The organism is Desulfosporosinus orientis DSM 765 (genome assembly GCF_000235605.1).
GTDB classification, from domain to species: Bacteria; Bacillota; Desulfitobacteriia; order Desulfitobacteriales; family Desulfitobacteriaceae; genus Desulfosporosinus; species Desulfosporosinus orientis.
In genome coordinates this window covers 2194063-2214906 of record NC_016584.1, presented here as the reverse complement: position 1 = coordinate 2214906, position 20844 = coordinate 2194063, and the positions used below count along the sequence as shown (strand labels likewise).

Below are 20844 nucleotides of genomic sequence, written 5' to 3'. Positions count from 1 at the left end.
CCGTATGACTAAGAAGGTAAATACCTGATGCTTTTATAAAGAAGGAATAGGAAGATGCTTAATACTTCCTATTCCTTTATGTTTTTACTTAATAATATTTGAACCAAACCATTGATCACTGATTTTCCCAGCCGTACCGTCGGCTTTCATTTCATTGAGCACCCGGTTAAGTTCAGCTAAGAAGGCTTTGTCTTCCATACGGACACCGACACCAAAAGGTTCCTTACCGAAGTCACCTTGTTCTTCTGTCAAGATGTAGTATTTATCAGCTGTTTTTTCCGTGGTAATCAAGTAACGGGCATTCATTTCATTGGTTACGACGGCATCAATACGTCCAGCGTCTAAATCCATTAGTGCTACAGTTGGACTTTCAAACTTTCTGATTTCTTTAATTTTTGAAGAGATGGGGTCTTTGTTAACCGCAGGCTCAGCGGTACTTCCCAATTGAAGTCCAATGATTTTTCCATCTAAATCAGCTTTGCTTTTAATTGAAGAACCGGACTTCACGATAATGATATTTCGGTCGGACATGTAACTGTCTGTAAAACCAATTTCCTTTTGTCTTTCCGGAGTTATACCCAGGGCATTCCAAATCAAGTCAATGTCACCGCTTTTTAAATTTAAAAGAACTCCATCCCATTGAACCGGCTTAAAGACAGCTTTAACCCCTAAGCGCTTGGCGGCTTCTTTAGCTAAGTCAATATCAAAGCCCACCAGCTCACCAGCTTCATCACGGAAGCCTGCAGGGGGATAGTTATCATCCAAGCCGACGACGAATTCTCCTTTTTCTTTGATTTTATTCCATGATTGATCCTCAGTTTGCTTAGTGTCTGCCGTTTTCTGAGCGCATCCTGATACTAAAAGAGCGACTGTACAGATGGCTGCAAATAATACGACCCATCGTTTTTTCATAATTTCTTCCTTCTCCCTTCCTTCCCTTCACTGTGCAAAAGAGTTTAACAATCCAAAATGCCTTTATTACTTTAACTCAATAGCATCCCCCCGTCTTCTACTATACACGAAGCACTGCCGTTTTGCCTAGACCTAAGCCCACTCAGACTTAGACAGGCGTTACATGTGTACAGTATACATTTTATCAACTTAGATCCTGCTCCATATTCAGTGAAAAAGACCCAAAAGCAAGGGCAGCTTCGTCCATAGAAGCGAACCCATTGTATGGAGAGGCGGTAAAGCCCACAAGACGGCGCGGGGGAACGGAGCCACAGGTTAACATCAGGTACTACCCTGAGGTTTTGCGGAGTCCCGCGCCGGCGAGTGGGCGAGCCTCGGAATGCTGCGGTGAGCGGATATGGCGAAGCTGCCCTACCCCGGGAGCACTCTTTTTCATCATCTGAGGTGGCGCATAGCGGCATGAGCGGCTACTATGAAAACACTCCAAAAAAACATCAACGAAATTGCAAATTTCCTTTTAATTCATGCATAGAATGAACAGCCATTAGCCATACTATGATCATAAGGGTACGTAATTGTTGAGCCAAGATTTATATATGCTCTTAGTCGGGTGTATATGGGTCGGCCAAAGATTATTTACAGGTGATAAACGCTTGTATATAGTCGGCGGGAAGATTTTTATTGGTGGGGAAAGGCTTTAAAGCAGTCATTGGCGATTGTTTTTGAGGTCCCAACTTATCTTTAAGGGTCGAGCTAAGATTTTGCCGGGTGTTGAGTTTTCTTACTCAACCATATGTCGTCTGATATATGCATGTGTAAGAGTTCGGTTATTGACAGCCGAAAGGTTGTTTTTAGCTGGGTAGATATCTTGCAAGGTCGAACGAATCATGAGTATAGGTGGTGACCTGCTTGATTATGGTCGTAAGATCTTAGTTAGGTAATAAGCGATCTATATTGGTGTTAGGTAGATGATTACGTGCTCTTTAAGTGGCAGCGGATTTATCCGTTGTCACTTTTTATTTTTCAGCTATAACTAATTTTCTCTGAAATAACATCATTTTCCTGCCTCTCTGCCCTCTTTTCCCCTGAAAAGCTATTTTTCTTTTTTTAAATACTTGTAGATCTGGCCCTGATAGAACAGCAAAACTGTCGGTACCAACAAAAAGAGTATCCTGCCCACGATGGTATTGGCAAAGAGTATCAAAGCCCCCAGCCAGCGATTCCTGCCTGTATAGATTCCATGTACGTCTTGGCGGGTGATGGTCTTCTTCATTGCACCCACCAAGGACATAGGCGGATAATTGTCAATGTCCACCGTCAGTTGATTATCTGTTTTCGCGACCACCCTTTCTACATAAAGCACATTCTTATCCTCAAAAAGAATCACTTGCCCTTCATTGATGGGGTATTGCACATCAACTTTTTGAAAATAAGCTAAATCATTGATCATAATTTCCGGTTCCATGGTATTTGTATTGAAAACGAAAGGGATCACGCCCCGAATACTCACCTCCTGCCCCGGTGTCGAGGCATTAATTAAGATAATCAAGAGATTGAACCCTAAAGCCCCACAAATAAAAATAATTAAAAAAACTGTTGCCACCGTATCGACAATCCGGCTGCGCCAGCCGCTTTTCAACTTTCCCCCCAACAAAATCTCTTTTCCCGTTTTGGGATCTATTTCAGCAAGCTGTACATTAGCCGGCATAATGTCTGAATATGAAGGCACATTATAGTACTTGGCCAGATTTCGGCTGCGAAATAAACAGATCAAACCACAGGCTGTGATGATCACCAAGGTGACTGGCCAATACACAGAAACTTTAAGATCAAACAAATTATAAAAGTTCTGCATGGCCACGCGGTTAGAAATAATATTATACTGACCTAAAGTTAATTTGAGAATAAAGATTAAGACCAAGGATAAAAAGGCCCAATATCGCCCGTTAATGATCGTCTTGGCAAAAAGTGAGAAGGTCATGGACAGAATGGTGACCAGAAACAGGTCTGCCAAGCCAACGAAATATAGGGATGGCAAATAAGCAATAATGAATGTGTATTTAAGCAGGAATGTAAGGACCACCGTCACTATAAAACCAACAGTATAGATCAGCAGCACAGAATACATTAAAGCCAAAAACTTAGAGAAGAACATGATGACCGGCTGGTAGCCCATCTGAATCAAAAGATACCATGAGTTCTTTCTGATTTCGGAGAAAAACAGGTAGTCATAGTAGAGAATAAAATAGAAACTATTAAATAAAACAGAGATATGAATATAAAGATAAAGGGTGGAAAAAAAACTTGGCTGCATAATCTCCGGTACCACATCGGAAAGAACACTTTCCTGGAGAGTTTGAAAAACAAAATAAAGTGCAAAGGAAAACAAGCCCAGAAAAAGTGCTGAAGCTAACTTTCGGTTCGTGCTTATTTTATTGCCCAGGTAAGCCTGGCGAAGTTCTTTCTTAAAATAACTGTTTTTATAGATCATGCTCCCTTAGAAGCTCCTCATAGGCATTTAATACTGTTTTGGGATTGATTTCTATGGAATCTGGAGTAATGCCGGACTCTAAAATTTTGGTATATACAGTACGAGGGTCACTTTCTTCTCGGCCGGCTTTACGAATTTTCAATATGTTTCCTTTAAGAACATAATTGTAATTAGGAAGCCCTTGGGCTAGCTTTTCTTTGATGTCCAGGACATTGCTGTCTTGGATGATGATTTCCACCTTGTCGTAAAGCCTGCGGAAATTGTTCACTGTACCGCTATAAATCAGGCTGCCATTTCCTAAAATCGCTGTATGAGTACAGGCCTTCTCAATTAATAAACAGTTTTGAGTCCCCATTATCAGGGTTTTCTCCCGTTCTCTGATAAAGTCCGCAATCTTAGCCATGGCATTAATCAATACTTCGTCCCATTGATATTCGGGAAGATTGAAGACAATGATCAGGCTCTCTGAATAAGCAGCTACGATTAGGATAATGAGAGCTTTCTCTTCTTTTGTCAACTTATAGTTAGAAGTCAGAGAAATATGGCCCAGTCCAATTGCAATAATGAACTCAAAAATTTCCTCCTGAAGCAGGACTTTGTTGATTTTAAATTTCGCCGTTGCGAACATCAAGAATTCCAGAACATTCATGTTCTTATAAAGCATATCCGAGCTGCCTATATAAAACACATGATTTAGGATCACCCTCTTGCGCCGCATCATGCCCCGTTCGATCAAAACACATTTCCCTTTATCATAGGGCCTGATATTGGCGATGATCTCCAAAAGTAGCTTGATCTCAAACAGCAATGTCCCGCTGATACCCCAAACTTCTCCTTTGCGAATTAAAAGAGAGATATCATCCAGAACACGACGAGGTGTTTTTCCTGGAAATAGAAAATGTTCTATGGATGAAATGCCTTCCATTAAGACAACCTGCTCTGGATTTTGACCCATGTTAACTTCTCCTGTTTAATTGGTTTAGGTTAAAGGGATTTTAGCGACAAATACTCCGATAACCCTGTCCGGCGTAAGCAATTCCTGGTCAGCAGAGTTTCTGGGATTGTCTCCTTTCGTACGGTAGGCCTCACCTCCATTGTAATTTGTCACCTCAATTATCCGGTGGGTAACAACAGCATTTGTTAAGGTTCTAAAAGTAACAATCTCATCTTTCTTAAGATTGTCAGGATCCTTTGGCTTACGGCTGATAATGACTGTTCCGATTTTTAAGGTCGGTTCCATGCTGCCGGACTCTACGGCAAACATCTGATAACCTAAAATATTAGGGATTTCTCCTCTGCTTTTTGTGATTTGTATGGATATAATGGAGTAAACCAGTAAAAGACTCAAAGCGACAAAGAATACCTTGCCCAAGATTTTGATTCCCAACATAACTTTTAGCTTTTGTCCTTGCAGAGATTCTTTACCCCTGGTTACTCCCGCCATTTTCTCTTTTTCCCGCATAATCGCTTCCCGCATACTCTCGATTTGCTCCTGAGTCGTGTATTTGGGTGGTGTCATTGCTTCAACTCCTTTTTAAAGGATTACGCGAAAACATTGACTTCCTAATATTATGTCCTGGAGCTATGCAAAAAATCACGGAGGGCGCAAGTACCTTATCGTACTCACGCCCTCTCACTAAAACAGTCTTAATATCTGTTATTTTATTTTTGAGTTCCGGTTACAGATACCTTAACAGCTGTGCCGTAATCTGCTCCCGCATAGAGTAAATCGTTGTCACTATTGCCGGGCCATTTTACAGAAACGGTGTATACCTTTTCTTGACCGCTTGTACTTAACGCAAATTCGTCGTTGAACTGGATTTTGCCGCTGGAAGTTACGGAACCGACAACATCACCATCAGAATTTTTCACTGTGACTTCAAGGGGAGCAATTACGCTCTTGCCGTTCTCTGCCATAACATCTACATCAAAATTCAAATCCATTCCGGTTTCGCTAACAATATCTCCGTCATAGTTTTTAACACTGAACTTCCAATCGACGGTTTCAGCAGGAGCGATTTTTACGTTCTCTGTGAAGGTATCAGTACCACCTTTTAGGAGTACGAATTCTTTAGCTACCACGTTCCCTTGAGCAACATTATCTATGGTCGTCGTATACATTGCCAAAGTTCCTGCGATAACAGATGTTGAAAGAACTAATGCAAGTGCAATAATCATTAATATTTTTTTCATAATTCCCCTCCGTAGATTTAATAAATTCAAAATTACTTACTTTTTAACATCGGGATAGACAGTGGTTCCGAAACTGGTAACACTGGTATAGTTGGAAAGGGTGCCCACCGTTAAGGATATGAAGAGTACGGCGCATAAGGCAAGAATCAATAAGATTTTTTTTCTCATCTTCCCCCCTCCTCAACTCTCATCTTTATCATTCAGCTCAGGAATCCTCTAGTTCAAGGATTTCTTGCCGAATTCACAAGTTAAATCAACGTTCGTGGTATCACTGATATTACTGCCGCCAACGGTGACTGTATGGATTGCTTCAGTACCCATGCCAACTGCCGGACCTCTAAAGGAAACGCTTTGTCCCGGTAAGATATTGTCCGTTGTCGGATTGTTGTACCCAGGATTAATAAATTTATAGTATCCTGACGGCAGATTAGGCTCTAGCTTGGCATTGCTCCAAGCACTGGTAAGCCGGTCGGTAGAAAGGTAAAAAGCGATGTTCCAGCTATTAATAGGTTCTGTGGAGTTGTTTATAATCGTAACCTTATATTCATACTGATAAGGACCACTTTGTCCATTCTGCCAGGGAACTGTCGTTTCATAGCGGACGCTGACCTTATTTCCCTGAGGGGGATTTTCCGGCTCGGAAGCAAAAGGTATTTGAGAGGCGGCTGCATCCACATTAATCATAGTTCCGTATTTGCTGCCGGCATACTTAATATCACTGTTTCCGTCTCCAGGCCAGTTAATCTCCACCAAATATTCTTTCTCTTGTCCATTAACGGCCAGAGGAAATTCCCCCAGAACATCAAAGGTCCCTACTCCCGTAACACTATTTAGAATATTACCGTCCAAATCCTTAACAGTAACTGTAAGAGGATCTATGGCTTTTTTTCCTGTCAAAGCTTGTACATTAAAGGTCAGTTTATAGTACATATCCGTTTCAGAAACAATTTGGTCTTTATAATTTTTAACTTTAAACTGCCAATCCACCGTCTCATTAGGTGATATTTTTAGTCCCTGCTGAAAGGTATCCGTACCTTCGCCAAGGAAGACAAACTCTTTAGCTATAACGCTGCCTTTAGCTAAGTTATCTATGGAAACCGTATACATAGCTAAGGTACCAGCAACAATTGAGCTTAACATAATCAAAACCATTGTTAATAAAAAAATTAACCTTTTCATAAATCACCTCAATAATGCAATAAAAACATTAACATTATTTGCAGTTATTTAGATTTATTATTAAATAACATTACTACGCAATAATATCATACGTAAATCCAAGTGGTCAATTTGTATTTTAATCCAATTTTAGCAACATTCATAGAATATTGGTTAATTTATATAACAATAGCCAATAATATCCATAAGAAATAACAACTTCTTAGCTATAAATGTGATTTTAAACATTTAAAAAAACAGCATCTTCTAAAGATACTGTTTTTTTAGCATTTATTACTAATGTTTTTGCAAGATTAATTTTTAACTTAAAAAACCAAATCACCCATTTCATTAACCAACTCTTGGTATGCTGCCAGGAATTCTTGCTCTATTCCCAAAAAGTCCTTTTGTGAGAAATCATGATCCATGGCTATGTAGGGAGGCTGATCGAAGATGGGATAATTCATCAATTCTTCAAATTCATAGTGCAGCAAAGAATCATCAACTTCTTCAATTTGCTTCCGTTCTTTATCGGATAAGTCCCCAAGTCCAAATCTATCGTAGATTACTTTCTGCAGCTTTTCTTCAATAGCAAAATACTCTGGCAGGTTCCGCTTAACAGGTCTTGTTAAATCTGAAATATAACTTTCACTGGCATCATGCAGCAAACAACCCAGTTGTACTCTTTGGGAATAACCTCTGCTTTTTGCTTCTTGATAACACTGAATAGAATGCTGGGCAACAGAGTAAAAATGCTTGCAATGCCCATTAGCCCTGGTCATTAATGACAAAGAATGAGCAATATCTTTAATATTAATATCCTCTTTAACTGGTTCCAAAGGAAAGAATTTGATTTTGCTATAGGTAAGTATATAGTCTGACATTATTACCTCCTGATATTTTATTGGTAAATTATTTTTATCTGTAAGATTCTTGTTTCTTATCCTAATGATAATTTTATCTTCTTTTTCTCTCGCAAACAAACTTCTGCAAGGCCAATGTGTAGCAAATCAGTTTCTCTCGAATAAATTACCATATATTACCTTTTAATGACTAATGGAGGTGAACTACATTGCCTTTTAACAATATGAATCCATTCTGGAATCAACAAACGTTTCCTCAGCAAAATCCATGGACTCAGATGCCGACGGGATTTAACCGCTTTAATTATAAACCTAGTTCAGGAAGCGTTATGCCCGGCTGGAATCCTGTTCAAGAGACTGGCCCGCGAAACGCGGGTGCTCAAGGATACTCTACTCCCGGCTATCCGCCCCAAGGCTTCGGACAGCAGCATGGCTTTAGTCAGCAACAAGGCTTTGGTCAGCAGCAATTCAGGCAGCCTATGCCCAATTATCAGACTTCCCCAGAATTTATCAACCAAGGATACGGTCAAATGCCGCTTCAGCCAGCCTGGGAAGGACCAAAAAAGGGCGGAATCAAAGAGTTTTTCAGTAATCTTATGTCCAAAAGAAGAATGTAACAGTCATACCTTGGCTATGACATGTAAGCATGAGGTGTCTTAATATAAAGGCATCTTCATGCTTACTGCCCGCCAAACACTATGTACGTGTTTTAATTGATCCTTGCATTTTTTTTCGCTTCTTTTCTTGATACATTAGGTTGTCTGCCTGAGCAATCAAACTATCAACCGTTGCCGATGCTTTTGAATCAACTATGACTGTGCCAATACTTATGCTCATGTTATAGCTTTTCTGGGATTCAAGGCGTTTTTGTTCTACAAACCGGTTAATTCTCTCAGATATTATAGCTGCCTTTCTTAGATCACAGTTTTTGAGAATAATGACAATTTCGTCTCCTCCATAGCGAAAAGCAAAATCATCTTCTCTTAAGTTTGCTTTTATCGCTTGAGCAATAGAAACGATATACCAATCCCCTTCTTCATGGCCGAATGTGTCATTAACATATTTCAGTCCATCGATATCACAAAATGAAACGGCAAAACTTTGCATATCGTCTTTCGAACGTTCGACAGCATTACTAAGAATAATCTTACCTGAGCGTCGATTTAAAAGGCCGGTTAATTCATCTGTATTGGCATACTTTTTTAGGATTCTTTCAGCATTCTTCTGTCTGGAAATATCCATCATACTAAGGATGATTGCAGAAGTACCTTCATAATAAATTAGGCTGCCGGAAATCAACACTACTTTTGTAGAATCCCCCATCTTCAGCACGGCCTCTTCATCAGCAAAGGTTTCTCCCCCAGTTATTTTTCCAATTAAATCACAGTCGTTTTCAAGGTTACTTTTAAAATAAGTGAGCAGAGAATCTCTCTCATCTTTATTATTAGAAGGATCCGTAAAATTTTCAGCAAGCGTATTCATTTGCAAAACTTTTAAGTCTGGGAGGCGCAATAAAAACAACCCTGCCGGTGCAATCTCAAAAAGCTTACGAATATTATCATTATAGTCACGAATTTCTTTGAATGTCTTTTCCAGACTGCGTTCAGCGGGCATAAAAATCAGGCGGGCTTCCAAACTCAAAACAACAAAGGTTATGATCATCAGGATAACTTCCGTAAGCCTGATAACAAATATTTTGTTGTTGGCTTCCTTATTATACTGAAAAACAATCGTGTCCATCAGCTTCAAAAAAGATTGCTCGTTGTCTTTAATAATATCTAACTTCTCTGAAATGTTACCTTGGTTTTTATCCGCTTCTGCAATGATTTCCTTAGCAGCAACTAAGATTTTTTCATAGATGGGATCAAGCTGAGAAAAAAGGGATCTGACAGCTGCACTGTTGCGGCCAGGAAGAGCTGATTTTTCATCTCCGTAGAGGAGCCCTTTTTGGGATTGTTCCCATAAAGCAACAGACTCCTTTAATTCCTCCAGATAGTAAGTCCTTTCCTCTTCATCTTTTGCTAAAGATAAGCCAAAGGTACACTTATTAATCCGCTGACTTAACATCCTCTGCCTTCCGGCAATATTTATGACCGTTGAATCTGTTGATTCTAAATAGATATTAAACTGAATAATTAACTGACTCAACAATACTAATAGAGCAATAATAGATAGGGCTAAAACATAACGCTTGCGCAGAACAGAAGCAATCTCTGACAAAAACATCTCCTCTTTCGTCACTTGACCCACAATTCAACTTTCCCTTAATCAATTCCTATTCTACATTTACAGCCCTATTCCTTCTGCTTTCGACTTTTAGCCAGAGTGCAAAGAAAAAGAGCACCCTTGGATGCTCTTTTTCTCTCTTAATCAATTTGAAGTTCTCTGCCTTTAATGACTTGTTCTTGTTTTTTGGGTAAGTTGATAACAAGAATCCCATTTTCAAATTTAGCATTAGCTTTTTCAATCTCCACATTGGCGATGGCAAAGGATCGGGTCATGGCACTATAACTTCTCTCTCTGCGGATATAATTATCTCTTTCTTCATCCTTCTGTTCCTTTTTCTGTACAGAAATGGTAAGTTTGTCCTCATCAATTTGAATGTTCATTTCATCTTTTTGGATTCCAGGCAATTCGGCTTCTATGACAAAAGCCTCTTCACTCTCTTTAATATCCACTTTCATTTGAGAACTGTTTTTGTACATAGCAGGGAAGAATCTATCATTAAAGAGATTTTCGAAAATGCCTTCAATATCAAATAAGTCACTAGTTTTAGGAATTACTGAATTCCTTCTTGCAAAGGGTACGATATCAAACATTAACAAACACCTCCGTATTATTTGAGAAACCATTTTAGAAGTTAATCCATCACATCATCATCATAAACCTGTTACTTAACTTAAAGCATGGTAACACCACCTTATTGTTTCAATATTATTTCTGACCATTACTGACCTTTAATATATTTATACACCTTCAGGTTATAAAGATCAAACTACGACTTTGACCTTCTCTGACCAAGAGAATCTTCTTTTGCCAATTATGCCGAAATACCTTAAGATTCCTCAGCTTTTCTTATTATCACTAGAAATTTCAAATAGGCTATATAAATTCACCTCCACTATTTAAAGTGGAGACTCGGTAAGCGGGTTTATACACTTTTCAAATTCCATTTTGCGGTTTAGCTGCTTTGTGAAATATTCTCGACAAAGGATAAGATTTCTTGACTCCTCGCAGTTAGTTGCTCCAAAGATGCTGAAATCTGCTCAACGCGATGACTAACTTCAAGCATTTCCTTCTCTAAGCCAACAGCAATATTTGATATACTTTCAATCAGATCAACCATAAGCTTTTCATCCGTTAATGTCGATTGCACAACTTGATTAGACTGCTCAGCTAATTTCCGAACTTCTTGAGCTACCACGGAAAAACCTCTGCCATGATCACCTGCCCGAGCAGCCTCAATGGCTGCATTTAAGGCTAATAGATTTGTCTGACTGGCTATGTCTACAATCAGGTTGGAGGCATTGGCAAAATTACTTAGTCTCTCTTTCATTTGTTCAACATCTTGACGTAATCTTGAAGACGTTTCAGTATTATTGCTTACTTTAGTCATTATAGTCTGCAAATTATCCGCACTATACTCATTGGCACTTGCTATTTCATCCAAAGATGCCTTAATGTTAGTGACATCCACTTCAAGCTTTTTACTATACTTTAGCCTATCGTCACTAAGCTCTTTGATTTTGGCTAGCATCTCATTGATCTCGAGATTTTTTCGATTAGTATCGATGACTTCACCCCGGGAATAATTAACACAATTAACTGGTACACTTAAGCCATTATATATAGCCTTTGCCATTTCTCGGCAGGTTGAATAACCACAAGCAACACAATTAATGGAGCGTGATGCTTCATCTTCTTTATACATGCTGCAGAAAATCTCATTATACTCAAGTTCCGATGGTTCTCGTAATTCCTGAGCCTTTCTTGAATGATCATAAACCCGCTGAAAGTCCTTTACGTTTAAGACCTTGTCAAAATAGTTTTGCAGAAACTCCATTCGTTTTTTCGTCTTGGCGAATCCACTTTTCTCTTTCTCTTGGGCTTTTTCGATTTTCAGTTTATTAAACATATTATCGACATCATCCAGCGCTTCATCCGTTATTATGGATGCTGTACCTATGTTACAACCATGCTGACAGTTTAAAATATCCACTAAGAGAGGTACCGGCTTATTATGTCGAACTCTATCATCATAATGATTCAAATAACTATATGCTAGCTCTGTTCCTTCAATTTGTCTTACCCATGCGTTCGGAACTAAGGCTTCTACATTCTCTTTTAATCCCCCCGGCCTGCTGAAAAGACACCCCAATGAACAGGCTATATCAGAGAAATCTACCTCTTTATTGTTGCTCAATTCAACTTTATGATTATCCAAGTACTCCTTCAAACGTTGATAGGTAATATTGTAACTAATGAGTGATTGGGTGCTGATGAATTCTCCTCTTTTGGCAATACAAGGTGATAGCATTGCCAACTCAGAATTATCATTAAGATACTTTCTGACGTACACTGCAGTACACAGCATAGGACTATGAATGGGAGAAAGCTGCTCCAGCAATTCAGGCTTGAATTTCTCAATGTAATTTACAACAGCTGGACAGGGCTGAGCAATTAATGGCTTCAGCTCTTTTTCTTTAATGGACTTAAGATAAGCCCAAGTTGTAATATCTGCCCCAAAAGAAACGTCATAAATGACATTGACACCCTTGGCAATTAAAAAACCAAATAACTTTTTATAATCCGGGAAATTTACTCTTATAGATGGTGCTGCCAATACTGTTATTTTATGACCGCTGTTAAGCCGGTGAAAAAACGCCGCCGTATCATCAACAAAAGAACGCGCATTATGATCGCAATTTTCGATACATCTTCCGCATTCAATACATCGCTCATAGTTAATTTTTGCTTTTACTTTGTCATGATTAACATAAACAATGTTAGCATGAACAGGACACTCTCTGACACATTTATTGCATCCTTGACATTGATCTTCATCTGTTACAATACTACCTGTAATCATTGAATGACTAGGCATATACAAGCCCCTTTCATGATTGCTCCCTTAATTTGTGGAAATATTCTACTTTTTTTATAAAATCCCTCTAAGTTCGAGCATCAAAAACCAAATATTTTACATAAAATGTACATTTGGTACACAGCAGGTATTAATGTCCAGCTTCTGGTAATGTAAACTGTCATAGAGAAGGCCGAGGCTAAGCCTCGGCCTTGTTTTTCTTTTTAGATTTGTTGGCCCGTTTCTGATCTTCCTCTCGCTAACGATGCAAAAACTCCTATAAAACACAGCAACGTAAAAACAATAAAACTGGTTCTCGAACTTTTCAGGAAGCTGATGATATAATTTGCTGAATCTAAAGTCATATTCTTCATGTATATAGAGGTAATAAGAGCCACAATGGTCATACTAAGAGTTTGACCGAGAAGCCGCATTGTCCCAAGGGTAGAAGAGGCTACTCCATAAAGGGTTCGTTCCACCGAGCTCATCACAGCATTGGTATTAGGTGAAGAAAAGAATGCAAAGCCAAGACCAATAAAGGCCAGGTTCATCATCACAAACAGGATTGAAGTATTTTGATTGAGAAAGATGAATAAAAATAAACCTACGGTGGTTATCCCCATTCCTAAAGAAGCTAGTATCTGGGAGTTAATCTTATCCGATAAACGGCCGGCTAAAGGGGATAATACTGCCATAATAATAGGTTGGCTCAGAAGGATTAAACCTGATTGAGAAGTATCAATTTTTTGTACGTTTTGCAGATATAAAGACATGAGGTAGATTAAAGCAAAGGTAGCGCTATAATTGATCAAAGCCGCTAAATTTGAAAAAGAGAATGAACGATTCTTCGTAAACATGGGAATAGGAAGTAAGGGATAGGAGATTCTGTTTTCGTAAACGGTAAAAACAATTAACAGAATCAAGCCCAAAATACAAGCGAAAATATAACGAAATCCTGCTGTAATATCCGTTAATCCGTAGAGAAAGAGAAGGATACCAAAAATCCAAAGAACACTTCCCCACGCATCGAATTTCTCATCATCTGCTCCAATCCATTCACCCGGCAACTTAGCTGCTGTCATGCTAATGATGATTAAGGCAAGAATAAAACTAATGTAAAATATTCCCCTCCAGCTTAAAGTACTGCAAATAAGCCCCCCCAAAACAGGTCCCAAGGAAAGGCCAATATAGGTTGTAGCAGCACTTAACCCCATAGCTTTTCCTCGTTCCTTAGGCGGAACTACGGAAGTTAAAATTGCCATAGAAGTACCAAAAATCATGGCACTTGTCATTCCCTGCAATACTCTGAAAATAATCAAAAGAGAAAAAGAAACGGCCAGACCACATCCTAGAGAGGCTGCAGCAAAAAGGAGCATACCAATAAGAAATATCTTTTTTCTGCCAACAATGTCTGCCAAACGACCAAAGGGCAGCAAAAATGCGGCTGTAGCCAAGAGATAACTGGTGACCACCCAGTTAAGTGCAAATTGATCAACGCCATATTCTATTCCAATCTGAGGAATTCCTAAATTAATGGCATTGCCCATGAAGGGAGTAATAAAGGAAGTAATCATGACAATAATCATGGTGATCCTTATGACTGATCGATTCTGCTCCATGCTAATTCCCCCAAACACTCTCTTAATTAGAACGTATGCTAATACATCAGAAACTATATCCAGCAATATAGGCTTCAACATGTTTAGCTTGAATTCCTGCCATAGTTTGCGCCTTGAGCGGTAAATAATTCCTCTGTCGTTAATCTAACTGGAAGTAGGTATTTTCAGCAAAAATCCTATTAAATTTAGAGTAACTGCCCAGCTCAATGAAGGATACTGAATCAGCCAGGTTATCTGCTCTGGAAAACTCATCTGCTGAAAGTAAGGCTATCTTTGCCCCTGTACCGGCGGCATTGCCGATCATCCTTATTTTCCCTTCCAGCTCCTTAGGAATTAATCCTATAACACAAGCACTGTGAGGATTGAGGTAATTCCCAAAGGCTCCAGCCAGCAACACTTCTTTAACATCGTCAAACTGACTGCCGCTGGTCTCCATCAGAATCTTAACACCTGCCATAATAGCTCCTTTGGCTAACTGAAGCTCACGGATATCATTCTGAGTAATCATAATTGGCCTGCCATGAACGGTTTCAACGGCATCTGCAATCAGGAATGCCCAAGCTCCGTCATATTCAATCAGTCTCTCTTTAAATCTTAGTGAATGAGTCTTGGTAAGTTCATCCGGTTCCAAAAATTTACCCCGTTTATTAATCATCCCCAACTCCACAAATCCAGCCACTCCATCCAGGAGAGCTGAACCACAGATACCTGCAGGTTTTCCTCCTCCAATCACGCTGAACTCCATATTTTCCCCAAAGGAAATGTGGTCGATAGCCCCTATCGCCCCCCTCATGCCGTTGGTAATCTGGGCTCCTTCAAAGGCTGGTCCTGCGGCAGCAGAGCAAGCAACCATTTTTTTATTCGAAGCCAAGACGATTTCTCCGTTGGTTCCAATGTCTAAAATGAGAGTGACATAGTCACGTTTTTCCGGTTCAGAGGCTAGTAACACAGCCGTTGTATCAGCTCCTACAAAGCCTGCAATGTTTGGTAAAGCATAAACCTGCCCTGCTCTATTGATTTCTAGTCCTAATTCAAAAGCGTTGACCACAAGCCCTTGGTTAAAGGCTGAAACGTAGGGTGAAACTCCTATGCTGCGAGGATTTACTCCTAAGAAAAGGTGATGCATGGTTGTATTGGCAGCAATTGAGATTGCATAGAGATTTTCTCTCTTTCCGCCCACCCTTTCGACAGCTTCCCCGATGAGCCCGTTAACCGCAACCGTTACAGCCCTATGGAGCCTCTCCATCCCTTCACGGTTTCCCGCAAAGGTGATTCGAGATATGACATCCCCTCCATATTGAGCCTGGGGATTAAGGGTGGATACAGCTATAAGTTCCTTTCCGGAGATTAAATCCATCAAGTATCCTACTATCGTTGTCGTTCCAATATCGAAGGCCATCCCCCATAGGTTTGCAGAGGTATCCCCCGCTTCGACCCCGACTACTTCTAAACCTAGCAATACCGCCGTTAATTTGCCCTCCCCTTGTTTTATAGTCTCAGGCAATTGACGTAATATGGGGAGACAAACCTGTAATTGATGTTCAGCATAGCCATAAATAGCAAGTGCATCCTTCAGGCGCTGCCAGTCTGACTTGTGGTTACTAAGCGAAGGCTCCTTAACTTCAACAAATTGCTTTATGACATTTGCGTTAAGATAAAAGGGCCTGTCTAAAGCATCCATGAGAATATGATGTTGTAACTGTTGGGGACTTAATAGTTCGACAATCATATTCTCATGAATTTCAGCAAGACAAGCCAGGCGAATTCCTTCCTCTTGTTCCTGGATCGTAAGTCGATCCTTTTCACTTGCTGTAAGTTCTCCCGAGCCTGCCAAGACTTTAACACGGCACTTTCCGCATTTGCCCACTCCCCCGCAGGGAAAATCCGCTCTTAGTTCTGCCTGATTCATAGCTTTCATAATAGTGGTACCTGTTTCCACCTGGATGCCGATACTTCCAGGTTGGAATATAATATTAACGTATTTCAAGAAAATTCCTCCCATCTATATCCTAGGTAAAGAACGAAGCCGCCATAGTGCACAAACCTTATCATGGGTGAAAAAAGTAACTGCATCATTATCGATGCAGTTATATTTATCAAGGCTCTGAAAGTTCTATTCGCTGTTTCCTTTCAGCTTAATATAATCTCCGCGAAAATACGTCACACATAAGCCCATGGGCTTATTGTCCTCGTTGTATATTTTTTGTTCCACCACGAGTAGTGCCAATTCATCATAAATATTTAAATGGTTCTTAATTTCCTTATCGGGAATCTGGGCATAGATGGTTAATTCCTTCTTGAGAGAAAATGCGGACATACTCCCGGAAATGATTTCGGGAAAAGTAGCTTGTTCTATTTCCTTTTCGACAATAGGCATCCCTTTGGAATAAAGCAGGTATTTAATATCATAAGCTATGGGTTTACCTTCTGTATAAAAGAGCCTGCGGATCACAACAACATTCTTATTTCTGGTTGTTTGAAGTTCACCGGCTAGTTTTTCGTCAGGCATGATAATCGTGACTTCTAACAATCGTGACTGATCCACGGTGTTAATGGAATTCTTCATTTCATCATAAAAGATGGTGTATTTATTAAGCTCAGGCATTCTTACAAAACTGCCCTTGCCCGGAATGGAATAAATATACCCATCCTTCGCCAAAACAGAAAGACCTTTCCTAATCGTCATCCGGCTGGCCCCGTATTCTTTACAGAGAGCATTCTCAGAAGGCACCGCATCACTAGGTTTTAAACTGCCATTATTAATTTTGTGTTTTATATCCTCAACAATCCGGATATACACGGGATTAGTCATTGTAAATTTCTCCCATCCCGTTGTGACTGGTCGTCCACTCAAGACAGATTTCTATACCTTTCGATGCTTCCGTTGCGAAACCATCGGCACCAATATAATGGCATCCATGAGGGTTAAGATAATTTGCTCCTGCAATAATCTTGACCTTATCTCTTAGACCAGCTTTCGTAAATTCATCCACAACTTGCTTCATTTGATCCAAGGTATTTGTTAAAACACCGCTCAGTCCGATAATTTGCGGCTGATACTCTATTGCCTTTTGTACAAATGTCTCTCCGGAGACATCTACGCCCAGATCAATAACTTCAAAACCATGGGTCTCCAGTAATGCCCTGAAAATTTCCTTGCCAATATCATGAATATCATCTTTTACCGTACCAATTAGAACTTTGCCCCGTTTATTTTTGTAGTGATTGCTGGAGTAAGATGTTATGGCACTCAACCCCAGCACTTCTCGGAAGATAATACCTGCCATGATTAAATCCGCTATATAATAATCCTTATTTTCATAACGTTTCCCAACCCGATTCATACCTTCAATTATCAAATTAATCAAGGCTAAAGGATTCATTCCTTGCTCTAAAGCCTGTTTAGCGAGCTCCAGTACCTTTTTTTCTTCCAGTTGCTCCACACAACTAACCAGAAGTTCTTTCGATTCGAAAACGTCCTTCATTGCACCCTCCAATAAACAGGTATCAGCGGTATCGTTATGAATATCTTATTGCCCTAAAAAATGTTTGTCAATGCGGCATAATTCTCAGACGAATGTTTTAACTTTTAAGAGGCCCAATCTTGTTCTTTCGGAAAGCATTGGAGAAATTCCTGCATAATCGATCTCTGCCCAATAAGGCTTCCGTCGCCAAAATCGTTGCTAACATCTCTCTGTTGGATGGATCAAGAATTGCGGAATCCATGCCTGCATACATCGCAATGGTCAGAAAGCCTTGATTGACCACTTTCCGTAATGGCATACCAAAAGATATATTGCTTAATCCCGAAGTGACTTTAATAGTAGGATATAATTCTTTTACCTGTTTTAAGGTTTCGGTGAAATTCAGTAAGGATTTATTATCAGCCGACAGAGCTAATACCAGAGGATCAATGTGTATTCTATCCGGCGTTATCCCATGGGCCTGAGCCTTTTCAACCAATAGTTTACAAATTTCCACTCTTGTCTCTACATTTGAAGGAATACCCTTGTTATCACAAGTTAAGGCGATAACCTGCCAGTCAGTACCCTCAATCAAGGGAAAAATAATCTCACATTTATCCCCCTCCGCAGAAACAGAGTTAATGAGTCCGGGATGTTTGGCAAGGTTCAAGACTTCCTTAATCACCCGGGTATTGGGACTGTCAATACATAAAGGTGTATCAACAGTATCCTGAACAACCTTCATCAGCCAGGTTAGTGTCTCTGTTTCAACTTCAGGAGCAGTACCGGCACACACGTCAAGATAATCAGCTCCCGCTTCTGTCTGTATTATAGCAAGGTTACGAATAAAGTCTTCATTCCTGTCAGCAATAGCATCCTTTACACTAGGGATTGTTCCGTTAATTTTTTCTCCGATAATGATCATAACCAAGCTCCTTTCATGTTGCGTCAAGTTGTCTGAAATGGGGAGAGAGCCCTCTGGCTCCCTCCCTATTTATTTCTCTTATCCGCAGAGAAACATAACAAAGGCAAACAACTCTTCTTCATAGGACTGCATTTTAGGAGCCATCACCTGAGCCTCTTTTTCATCTATTTCCGGATGTTCAGCAAGATACTCTTCCCAAGTTTTATAGTAATTTGTGTTCATCTAGAATCCCTCCCTTTAATAAGCAGCGTTATTGGCAACATAATCCAAAACAGCCTTCGTATTGTCCACATTGACACTGTCTAAAGTAATAATAGCTTTATCAAAACCAAAGAAATAACCGCCACCGGGTGCTAATATGTCGATGAGCTCTTTCGCTTTGTCAATACACTCTTGTTTTGTTCCGGTTTTTAAGAGGGTTAGAGGATAGAATCCGCTGATAATATGCTTACCTCCCAGCTTTTCTTTAACAACCTTAGGATCACCATACTCAAAGGTCATAATCGTTCCGGCCGGAAGCTCCTCTAAATAATCCAAATACCTCATCCAGTCTTGTTCAACAAAAAGATTTGAGCGAAGTCCGTTTGCCGCCAAACCTTCAACAAGCTTTTTAAAGCCCGGCCAATAGAAACGCTGAAAATCCTTGTCCCTGAGATAAGGCGCCATGTGTAAAGGAATAAAGGTTGCATTGTACTTACTAGGAAAACGCTGAGCCCCCATTCTGATCATCAAAGGAGTAACCGCATTAACAGCAGCTTCTACCTTATCAGGAATTCTTCTAACATCTAGGGAAATATTTTTAAAGCCTCTCAATTGATCTGTCAAAATATCAAAAGGTGCTTCGCAGAAAGCTGCATAAAAGGTAACCGTACCATAGCTGCACTTATTGATTAGATTTCCATAGATTCTAAACAGATTGTTGTTTTCGTCCGTATAAGCTTTGAAAGCCTTAGCCATGACGAGGGACCTAGTTACGGGATCAGAATTAAGTTCCGAGTATAAATTTGGCAAAACCTTTTCTACGATACAGTTATAGGGTGAGGCAATGAAGTCGTCATAATCCTCTAAGCGCAGCCCTTCGACTTCAGGGTGCTGCAAAAAGCCGTTAGAGCCCATGACAAAATTTCTGGAACCGAGGATTTGGTAAAAAGAAGGCATGCGAAAGGCAGAAACCGGTAATAGATCAGAATAAAAATCCTTACATACTTTTTCGAAACTAGCTTCTAAATCCGTTGTATCCCACTGAACCTCTTTTAAATCCTTGCCTGCATATTGTATGGCAAATTCATGAGTAAAACCCCCAACAACAGGAACTCGCTTAGGAATTTTACCATCCATTAAATCGATAAATAGTTGTGTTCTTTCCTCAGATAATGACTTGATCTCGGACATCTTATTTCACCCACCCTTGACAAATTTTTACACCTTCAGCAGCATTGGTTGTAAACGTATCCGCCCCAATCTGTTTGCAGGCCTCCTCTGTAACAGGATTTCCGCCAATGATGACTTTTACCTGGTCTCTTATACCCTCATGGTTTAAAGCTTCAACCGTTGCTTTCATGGAATCTATGGCTAAGGTGAGCACACCGCTCATTCCTAAAATCAAAGGCTTAACCTCTTTAACCTTTTCGACAAAGGCAGCGGGAGGTACATCAATGCCAAGATCATAAACTTCAAAACCTGCCGCTCCGACCATACTGGCAAAAATATTTTTGCCGATATCGTGCATATCCCCTTGAACAGTTCCGACAACGATACTGCCTATCTTACTGGTATTTTCCCCGCCAATAACCGGTTTCAAAATCGTAATTGCTTGATTTAGGAGTTCACCAGCAAAAATAAGGTCACCGACATAGTACTCTTTCTTTTCATAAAAATCCCCTACGATGCTCATTCCTCGCTGACATGCCCCTACTACCTGGTTTGCTTCATTAATACTCGGGTTGGAGGCAACAAACTCTTCTAATAGCTTTACCACCTGTCCCTCATCAAGATCTCCGATAGCTCGTGTCAACACCTCTAAATCTAGCATACTCATTCTCTCCTTTATGATTTTGTCGGTTACATATACCTGTATATACAAGTATATGCATTAGCCTGTTTCCTATATTCTATCATTATCGACTAGTATGTCAA

General features: G+C 39.9%; 20 protein-coding genes. 1 reads left to right on the top strand and 19 read right to left on the bottom strand.

Annotated elements, in window-relative coordinates; all coding sequences use genetic code 11:
• Positions 1-84: 84 nt before the first annotated feature.
• The 8 genes from DESOR_RS10220 to DESOR_RS10190 all read right to left on the bottom strand — a co-directional run bounded on the left by DESOR_RS10220 (position 85) and on the right by DESOR_RS10190 (position 7638).
• On the bottom strand, positions 85-912 hold the full coding sequence (locus DESOR_RS10220; RefSeq protein WP_014184522.1) for an amino acid ABC transporter substrate-binding protein: 828 nt from the start codon (positions 910-912) through the stop codon (positions 85-87).
• A 1093-nt stretch (positions 913-2005) separates the two neighbouring features.
• Positions 2006-3403 carry a peptidase S24 gene (locus DESOR_RS10215; RefSeq protein ID WP_014184521.1) on the bottom strand — a complete coding sequence of 466 codons (1398 nt, stop codon included), beginning with the start codon at positions 3401-3403 and terminating at the stop codon, positions 2006-2008.
• Entirely contained in the window at positions 3393-4358 is a 966-nt protein-coding gene (locus DESOR_RS10210) for a P-loop NTPase family protein (RefSeq protein WP_014184520.1), read from the bottom strand. The genes DESOR_RS10215 and DESOR_RS10210 overlap by 11 nt, the downstream gene beginning before the upstream one ends.
• Before the next feature lie 24 nt (positions 4359-4382).
• Positions 4383-4922, bottom strand: coding sequence for a signal peptidase I (locus DESOR_RS10205; protein WP_014184519.1), 540 nt, complete (start codon positions 4920-4922; stop codon positions 4383-4385).
• A gap of 143 nt (positions 4923-5065) precedes the next feature.
• Positions 5066-5596 (bottom strand): hypothetical protein, encoded by a 531-nt coding sequence (locus DESOR_RS10200; protein WP_014184518.1) that lies wholly within the window; start codon positions 5594-5596, stop codon positions 5066-5068.
• Positions 5597-5632: 36 nt separating this feature from the next.
• Positions 5633-5764: a hypothetical protein gene (locus DESOR_RS30595; RefSeq protein ID WP_014184517.1), complete on the bottom strand. Its 132-nt coding sequence runs from the start codon at positions 5762-5764 to the stop codon at positions 5633-5635.
• Between the two features lie 48 nt (positions 5765-5812).
• Positions 5813-6775 carry a cellulose binding domain-containing protein gene (locus DESOR_RS10195; protein ID WP_014184516.1) on the bottom strand — a complete coding sequence of 321 codons (963 nt, stop codon included), beginning with the start codon at positions 6773-6775 and terminating at the stop codon, positions 5813-5815.
• A 305-nt stretch (positions 6776-7080) separates the two neighbouring features.
• Complete coding sequence (locus DESOR_RS10190; protein WP_014184515.1) at positions 7081-7638, bottom strand: phosphohydrolase; 558 nt, start codon at positions 7636-7638, stop codon at positions 7081-7083.
• A gap of 188 nt (positions 7639-7826) precedes the next feature.
• On the opposite strand from DESOR_RS10190, the gene DESOR_RS10185 reads away from it, so the two are divergent.
• The gene (locus DESOR_RS10185; protein WP_014184514.1) at positions 7827-8234 is read left to right on the top strand and encodes a hypothetical protein; all 408 of its coding nucleotides are present in this window, start codon (positions 7827-7829) and stop codon (positions 8232-8234) included.
• Between the two features lie 79 nt (positions 8235-8313).
• Here DESOR_RS10185 and DESOR_RS10180 read toward each other — a convergent pair whose 3' ends face one another.
• From DESOR_RS10180 to DESOR_RS10135, 11 genes are all read right to left on the bottom strand, one after another.
• Entirely contained in the window at positions 8314-9867 is a 1554-nt protein-coding gene (locus DESOR_RS10180; protein WP_014184513.1) for a diguanylate cyclase domain-containing protein, read from the bottom strand.
• A 116-nt stretch (positions 9868-9983) separates the two neighbouring features.
• Entirely contained in the window at positions 9984-10436 is a 453-nt protein-coding gene (locus tag DESOR_RS10175) for an Hsp20/alpha crystallin family protein (RefSeq protein ID WP_014184512.1), read from the bottom strand.
• A 362-nt stretch (positions 10437-10798) separates the two neighbouring features.
• On the bottom strand, positions 10799-12706 hold the full coding sequence (locus DESOR_RS30590) for a [Fe-Fe] hydrogenase large subunit C-terminal domain-containing protein (protein WP_148265350.1): 1908 nt from the start codon (positions 12704-12706) through the stop codon (positions 10799-10801).
• Positions 12707-12924: 218 nt separating this feature from the next.
• On the bottom strand, positions 12925-14319 hold the full coding sequence (locus tag DESOR_RS10165; RefSeq protein ID WP_042331050.1) for an MFS transporter: 1395 nt from the start codon (positions 14317-14319) through the stop codon (positions 12925-12927).
• Positions 14320-14458: 139 nt separating this feature from the next.
• On the bottom strand, positions 14459-16306 hold the full coding sequence (locus DESOR_RS10160; protein WP_014184509.1) for an ASKHA domain-containing protein: 1848 nt from the start codon (positions 16304-16306) through the stop codon (positions 14459-14461).
• A gap of 126 nt (positions 16307-16432) precedes the next feature.
• A complete protein-coding gene (locus DESOR_RS10155; protein WP_014184508.1) occupies positions 16433-17131 on the bottom strand; it encodes a GntR family transcriptional regulator in 699 nt (232 codons plus the stop codon).
• Entirely contained in the window at positions 17124-17804 is a 681-nt protein-coding gene (locus DESOR_RS10150) for a cobalamin B12-binding domain-containing protein (RefSeq protein ID WP_014184507.1), read from the bottom strand. The genes DESOR_RS10155 and DESOR_RS10150 overlap by 8 nt, the downstream gene beginning before the upstream one ends.
• Before the next feature lie 97 nt (positions 17805-17901).
• Positions 17902-18708, bottom strand: coding sequence for a methyltetrahydrofolate cobalamin methyltransferase (locus DESOR_RS10145; RefSeq protein ID WP_014184506.1), 807 nt, complete (start codon positions 18706-18708; stop codon positions 17902-17904).
• A 78-nt stretch (positions 18709-18786) separates the two neighbouring features.
• Entirely contained in the window at positions 18787-18930 is a 144-nt protein-coding gene (locus DESOR_RS29680; protein WP_014184505.1) for a hypothetical protein, read from the bottom strand.
• A 15-nt stretch (positions 18931-18945) separates the two neighbouring features.
• Positions 18946-20100 (bottom strand): uroporphyrinogen decarboxylase family protein, encoded by a 1155-nt coding sequence (locus DESOR_RS10140; protein ID WP_014184504.1) that lies wholly within the window; start codon positions 20098-20100, stop codon positions 18946-18948.
• A gap of 1 nt (position 20101) precedes the next feature.
• Positions 20102-20740, bottom strand: coding sequence for a cobalamin B12-binding domain-containing protein (locus DESOR_RS10135; protein WP_014184503.1), 639 nt, complete (start codon positions 20738-20740; stop codon positions 20102-20104).
• Between the last annotated feature and the right edge of the window lie 104 nt (positions 20741-20844).